The organism is Catellatospora sp. NPDC049609 (assembly GCF_040675365.1).
In the GTDB taxonomy this organism is placed as follows: Bacteria; Actinomycetota; Actinomycetes; order Mycobacteriales; family Micromonosporaceae; genus Catellatospora.
In genome coordinates, this window is sequence record NZ_JBFAOU010000091.1 from 23,785 (window position 1) to 31,076 (window position 7,292).

The window sequence follows — 7,292 nt, forward strand, 5'->3', positions numbered from 1 at the left end:
CCCACAGTTCACGCAAGATCGTCGCCTGGTGGCTAGCGGATCGCGCGGAGGAAGGATTCGGTGATGGGGACGGCGGTTTCGCTGGGCTTGACGCCGTTCTCGACGAAGACGGCGAAGGCGATGTCGCCCTGCCAGCCGATGAACCAGGCGTGCGTGTGCGCGGGGTTGTCGTCGTACTCGGCGGTGCCGGTCTTGCCCGAGACGGGGCCGCCGGGGACGTCCTTGAGGGTGGTGGCGGTGCCGGCGGTGACGACCTCACGCATCATGGCGCGCAGCGGGTCGAGGGTGGTCTGCTTGAGGGCGGGGCCGTCGGGGGCGGGCTTGGCGGGCACGGGGTCGAGCAGCAGGACGGGCTGCTTCCACTGGCCCCGGGCGACCGCGGCGGCGACGCCCGCCATGGCGACGGGGCTGACGATGGTCTGGCCCTGGCCGAAGGAGGCGGCGGCCTGCTCGGTCGCCGAACCGCCGGCCGAGACCCGGCCGGTGAAGGCGGGGTAGCCGAGGTCCCAGGTCTGCCCGACGCCCAGCGCGCTGCCCGCGGCGGCGAGGCCGTCGGGGCCGAGCTGCGGGGCCAGCGAGGCGAACGCGGTGTTGCAGGAGCGGGCGAAGTCGGTGTGGAACGGGACGTTGCCCAGCTCCATGAAGTTCGAGTTCTTGAACTGCCGGCCGTCGACGGTGAAGAACTTCGGGCACGCCACGGTCTGGTTCGCGGTCACCTTGCCCGCGTCCAGCAGCGCGTACGCCGACACGGTCTTGAAGGTGGAGCCCGGCGGCACCTGCGCGGTGAAGGCCAGGTTGTCGTCGCCGGTGTTGGCCACCGCGAGGATCCGCCCGTCGCTGATCCGGATCGCCACCATCGCGCTGCGCTGCTTCTCGGTGGCCAGCGCCCGCTCGGCGGCGAGCTGCACGGCCGGGTCGAGCGCGGTCTTCAGCGGCTGGCCGGGCTTGGCCTCGACGGTGAGCAGCGGGGTGTCCTGCCGGGTGCCGTCGGTCGCCTTGCGGGTCACCACGACGCTCTGGCCGGGCACGCCGCGCAGCCGGTCGTCGTAGGTGCGCTGGATGCCGCCGAGCCCGGCCTGGTCGCCGACGGCGTACACCCCCGGCTTGCTGTCCATGATCTCCTTGGTCACCGGGCCGACCGTGCCGAGCAGGGCACGGGCGAACGTCCGGCTGGGCGCGAGCAGCCGCTCCTCCTCGCGGAACGTCGTGCCGATCAGCGCGCGCAGGCTGGACCGGATCGGGTCGTAGACCTCCCGGCGCAGCGTCACGATCTCGACGAAGGCGTCCGGCTTGGCCGCCTTGACCCGCGCCGCCAGGTCGCTCGTGCCGGCGTCCACCTTCGCCGCCTTGAAGATCGCGGCCAGGTCGGCGACCAGCTTGTCGAGGTCCTCGACGCGCTGCGGCTCGACGCCGACCACGACCACCGGCCGCGGCTTGACGATCTCCTCGCCGGTGCCGTCGAGCACCCCGGCCCGCTTGGCGGACAGGCGGCGCACGGCCAATTCGTCGCCGGGGGTCAGCTTCGGGTGGACCACGGCCGGCTCCCAGATGACCTGCCAGCCGTCCTTGCCCTTGGTCATCCGCACGTTGGTGGTGTAGTCCCAGGTGGTGCCGTCGGGCAGCGGCTGCGACACGGCGATGTCGGTCAGCGCCAGCCCCTCGTTCACGTTCGGGGTCTGCTTGTTCAGCGTCGGCGGCTTGTCCTTGAACGTGCCCGAGAGGGCCTTCAGCTCGGTCGACACCGCGGCGGCGTCGACCCGCTCGCCGGAGGCCCGGACGAAGGACACGCTGTCGAACGAGCCCGACCGCCAGCCGGACAGGAACGCGTCGAGCATCGGCTCCGGGCCGTCGTCCTTCGAACAGGCGGCAAGTGCCGGGAACAGCAGCGTCGCCGCCAGCACGGAGAGGAGAATCTTGGGACGGCGTACGTTCGAGCGCAGAGCCATGCGGGCATTCTGCCGTAAGGGGCCCGTCCTGTGGGACACCGAGCTGTCAGAGAGTGGACCGCTCGGGCGCGGGTGTCGGTGGGACCCGAACGAGTGCCTGGCCGGGGGTGCTGATTAGGCTGGGGTTGACGACGGGACGGCCCCTGCAACGGCCCGTCCCACCAACGACCCACAGCGTGGTGGGCGAAGGGGAGTGCTTTCTCATGGAGTCTGGCGGCCGAGTCGACGGCGGCGCTTCCGCTGATGTCGAGACCGGTGCGAGCGGTGACACCATCCGGGTCGAGGGCAGGCCGCATCCGCGGCCGGACGACCTCGACGACAGCGAGCTCGACGAGCCGCTGCCCAATGGCGAACGCCTGATCGCGGCCGCGGTCGCGCTGGCCGCCGGGGGCAGCCCGGCCGAGCTCTCGGCGGGTGCCCCGAGCCCGGCCGACGACCGGCTCGCCGAGGCCCAGCTGGTGCAGCGCTACTGGCGGTTCGCCCCGGACGAGGAGCTGGTCGACCTCACCCCCGCCCGCCTGGTCGAGGCGGCCCGCGCCCACCGCGAGCTGGCCGCGCGGCGCAACCCCGGCGAGCTGAAGCTGCGCCTGTCCCAGTCGGAGCACCCCCGCCACACCGTCGTGGAAGTGGTCACCGACGACATGCCGTTCCTGGTGGACTCGGTCACCGCGGCGCTGTCCGCGCGCAAGGACGTGCAGCTGCTGGTGCACCCGGTGATGGTGGTGCGCCGCGACGAGCAGGGCGACCTGACCGAGGTGTGCGCCGACGTCGAGCCCGACGACGCCATCCCCGGCGACCTGATCGAGAGCTGGATGCGGATCGAGGTCGGCGCCATCCGCGACGAGGCGGAGCTGGCGCACCTGCGCGCCGACCTGGAGCGGGTGCTCGGCGACGTGCGCCGCGCGGTCGAGGACTGGCCGCGGATGCGGGCGCAGGCGCTCGCGCTGGCCGACGAGATCGCCGGCGCGGAGCTGCCGGTGCCGGACCGCGACATCACCGACTCGGTGGACCTGCTGCGCTGGCTCGCCGACCACCACTTCACCTTCCTCGGCTACCGCGAGTACGAGCTGGTCCACGTGCCCGGCGACGGCACCGACACCGACCTGATGCGGGCCGTGCCCGGCACCGGGCTGGGCATCCTGCGCGAGGACGCGTCCTCCACGGCCCGCACGCTGGAGTCGATGACGCCCGAGGCGCAGCACAAGGCGCTGGAGAAGCGCCTGCTCATCATCACGAAGGCGAACTCGCGGTCCACCGTGCACCGCTCGGCCTACCTCGACTACATCGGGTTCAAGACGTTCGACGCGGACGGCAACGTCGACGGCGAGCGCCGCTTCCTCGGCCTGTTCTCGTCGGCGGCATACCGCACCAGCGTGCGGGACCTGCCGGTGATCCGCCGCAAGGTGGACAGCGTGCTGGACCGCTCCGGCCTGTCCGCGCGCAGCCACTCCGGCAAGGACCTGCTGGAGATCCTGGAGACCTACCCGCGCGACGAGCTGTTCCAGATCGGCACGGACGACCTCTACCACGCCGTGACCGGCGTGCTGCGCATGGCCGGGCGCCGCCAGCTGCGGCTGTTCCTGCGCCGCGACGGCTACGGCCGGTTCATCTCGTGCCTGATCTACCTGCCGCGGGACCGGTTCACCACCGCGCACCGGCTGGCCATGCAGGAGATCCTGCTGCGCGAGCTGAACGGCATCGGCGTCGACTACACCACGCGGGTGAGCGAGTCGAACCTGGCGCGGGTGCACTTCATCGTGCGGACCGACCCGAACAACCCGCCCGGCGAGGTGGACGCCGACGCGCTGGCCGAGATGCTGGGCGACGCCACCCGCAACTGGGACGACGACTTCCGGCTGGTGCTGGAGCGCAAGGTCGGCGACGAGCAGGCCCGGCTGCTGGCCGCGCGTTACGTCGACGCGCTGCCGGAGACCTACAAGGACGGGCACCTGCCCTACGAGGCCGCGCAGGACCTGGCCAAGCTGGAGCTGCTGGAGGAGCCCGGCCAGCTGGAGATGCACCTGTTCCGGCGCAAGTTCACCGCGGGCACGGGCAGCATGGTCGAGGCCACCTCGCCCGGCAACGACGTGCGGTTCAAGGTGTACCGGCACGGCGAGCCGATGCTGCTGTCGGCGGTGCTGCCGGTGCTGCACTCGCTGGGCGTGCGGGTCACCGACGAGCGCCCGTACGAGGTGCGCCGCCCCGACGCGACCGTGTTCGTGTACGACTTCGGCCTGCAGCTGCCCGCCGGTGCGCGGGACCTGGCCGAGGTGCGCTCACACGTGGAGAACGCCTTCGCCGCCGCGTGGCGGGGCGAGGCCGAGGTCGACGGCTTCAACGAGCTGGTGCTGCGGGCCGGGCTGACCTGGCGCCAGGTCGTGGTGCTGCGCGCGTACGCGAAGTACCTGCGCCAGGCGGGCACCGTGTTCTCGCAGGAGTCGATGGAGTCGACGTTCACGGCGTACCCGCAGATCGCGGCGATGCTGGTGGCGCTGTTCGAGACCCGGTTCAACCCGGGGCTGCACCTGTCCGACGGCGAGCGCGGCAGCCAGGCCAAGGAGCTGATCTCGGCGATCGGCCGCCAGCTGGAGTCGGTGGCGAGCCTGGACCAGGACCGCATCCTGCGCAACTACCTGACGCTGATGCAGGCGACGCTGCGCACGTCCTTCTTCCAGAAGGCGGCCGACGGGCGGCCCAAGTCGTACATCGCGTTCAAGCTGGACCCGCAGGCGATCCCGGACCTGCCCGCGCCGCGGCCCAAGTTCGAGATCTTCGTGTACTCGCCCCGTTTCGAGGGCGTGCACCTGCGCTTCGGTGCGGTGGCGCGCGGCGGCCTGCGCTGGTCGGACCGGCGCGACGACTTCCGCACCGAGATCCTCGGCCTGGTCAAGGCGCAGATGGTCAAGAACGCGGTGATCGTGCCGGTGGGCGCCAAGGGCGGCTTCGTGCTCAAGCAGGCGCCGGCCGCGGGTGACCGCGACGCGCTGCAGGCCGAGGGCGTGGCCTGCTACCGCCGGTTCATCTCGGCGCTGCTCGACATCACCGACAACCTCGACGCGGGCAAGGTCGTGCCGCCGGCCGACGTGGTGCGCCACGACGGCGACGACCCGTACCTGGTGGTCGCCGCGGACAAGGGCACGGCGACGTTCTCCGACATCGCCAACGAGATCTCCGCGTCGTACGGGTTCTGGCTGGGCGACGCGTTCGCCTCGGGCGGCTCGGCCGGCTACGACCACAAGAAGATGGGCATCACCGCCCGCGGCGCGTGGGAGTCGGTCAAGCGGCACTTCCGCGACCTGGGCCACGACACCCAGACGCAGGACTTCACCGTGGTCGGCGTGGGCGACATGTCCGGTGACGTGTTCGGCAACGGCATGCTGCTGAGCGAGCACATCCGGCTGGTGGCCGCGTTCGACCACCGGCACATCTTCCTGGACCCGGAGCCCGACGCGGCGCGGTCGTACGCCGAGCGGCGGCGCATGTTCGACCTGCCGCGCAGCTCGTGGGCCGACTACGACACCAGCCTGATCTCCGAGGGCGGCGGCGTGTTCCCCCGTACCGCCAAGTCGATCCCGATCACGCCGCAGGTGCGCGCGGCGCTGGGCCTGGCGACCGACCCGCTCAAGGGCGCGGTCACCGCGATGAGCCCCGCGGAGCTGATGAAGGCGATCCTGCTGGCCCCGGTCGACCTGCTGTGGAACGGCGGCATCGGCACCTACGTCAAGGCCACCACGGAGTCGCACGCCGAGGTGGGTGACAAGGCCAACGACTCGATCCGGGTCAACGGCGGCCACCTGCGCGCCCGCGTCGTCGGCGAGGGCGGCAACCTCGGCCTGACCCAGGCCGGCCGGATCGAGTACGCCCGCAAGGGCGCCCAGGGCGCCGGTGGCCGCATCTTCACCGACTTCATCGACAACTCGGCCGGCGTGGACTGCTCCGACCACGAGGTCAACATCAAGATCCTGCTCGGCGCGGACCCCGAGCTGTCCCTGGAGGCCCGCAACGAGCTGCTGGCCAGCATGACCGACGAGGTCGCCGAGCTGGTCCTGCGGGACAACTACGGCCAGGCCACCACGCTCGGCAACGCCCGCGCCCAGACGCTGTCGCTGCTGCCCGTGCACCGCCGCCTGCTCACCGAGCTGGAGAAGGCGGGCAAGCTCGACCGCGCGCTGGAGGGGCTGCCCACCGACGAGGAGCTGGTGGCCCGGGGCGAGAACGGCGAGGGCCTGTCCACGCCGGAGTTCGCGGTGCTGATGGCGTACGTCAAGATCGCGCTGGAGGAGGAGATCGTCCAGTCCGACCTGCCCGACGAGCCGTGGACGGCGCAGACGGTGGCCGACTACTTCCCGACGCCGCTGCGCGGGATGACCCACCAGATGGCCGAGCACCGGCTGCGCCGCGACATCGTCACCACGGTGCTGGTCAACGAGACCGTCAACCGGGGCGGCATCACCTTCATCCACCGCGCGGTGGAGGAGGCCGGCGCGTCCGCCGCGGACGTGCTGCGCGCCTTCGAGATCGTGTGGGAGGTCTTCGACCTGCCCGCGCTGTGGGCCGCCGTCGAGGCGACCGACAACGAGATCCCGACCGCCGCGCAGACCGCCGTCTACCTCAAGGCCCGGCGGCTGATGGACCGGGCGGTGCGCTGGCTCATCCAGAACCGGCGCTCGCCGCTGGACGTGCCCGGCGAGATCGCCAAGCTCAAGCCCGGCGTGTCCGCACTCATGCCGCGCATGAAGGACATGTTCGTCGGCACGGAGCGCACGGGCATCGCCGAGCACGAGGCCGAGCTGGTCGGCCTCGGGGCGACGCCGGAGCTGGCCGAGTGGGGCGCCCGCACGCTCTACAGCTTCGGCCTGCTCGACGTCGTCGAGGTCGCCGCGGCGACCGGCCGCGACCTCGACGAGGTGGCCGGGGTGTACTTCGTGCTGTCCGAGCGCTTCCGCGTGGACGACCTGCTCACGAAGATCTCGCTGCTGCCCCGCGACGACCGCTGGCAGACCCTGGCCCGCATGGCGCTGCGCTACGACCTCTACGCGGCCCTGGCCGCACTCACCGCCGAGGTACTGGCCGCCGCCCCCACCGGCACCGCCGAGCAGCGCGTGGTCCAGTGGGAGCAGCACAACGCCAACGCCATCGCCCAGGCCAGAAAGTCCATCGCCGAGCTCGACGGCGCCAAGGCCGACCTGGCCCCCCTGTCCGTCCTCCTCCGCCAGATCCGCACCCTGGTCCGCACCGCCGCCGCCGCCTGACCCACGCCCCGCGCCCCTCGGGGCCGCGGGGCCCCTACGCCGCGGCGATCTTGCGTGAACTGTGGGGACGACACGCCCCTTCCGGGCATATCCC

The 7,292-nt window shown here is 72.0% G+C and carries 2 protein-coding genes; one reads left to right on the top strand and one right to left on the bottom strand.

All coding sequences use genetic code 11. The features are described from left to right. Positions 1-32: 32 nt before the first annotated feature. Positions 33-1,946 (bottom strand): penicillin-binding transpeptidase domain-containing protein, encoded by a 1,914-nt coding sequence (locus AB0J67_RS23735; protein ID WP_363485620.1) that lies wholly within the window; start codon positions 1,944-1,946, stop codon positions 33-35. A 203-nt stretch (positions 1,947-2,149) separates the two neighbouring features. On the opposite strand from AB0J67_RS23735, the gene AB0J67_RS23740 reads away from it, so the two are divergent. Next, positions 2,150-7,198: an NAD-glutamate dehydrogenase gene (locus tag AB0J67_RS23740; protein ID WP_363485621.1), complete on the top strand. Its 5,049-nt coding sequence runs from the start codon at positions 2,150-2,152 to the stop codon at positions 7,196-7,198. Positions 7,199-7,292 lie beyond the last annotated feature (94 nt).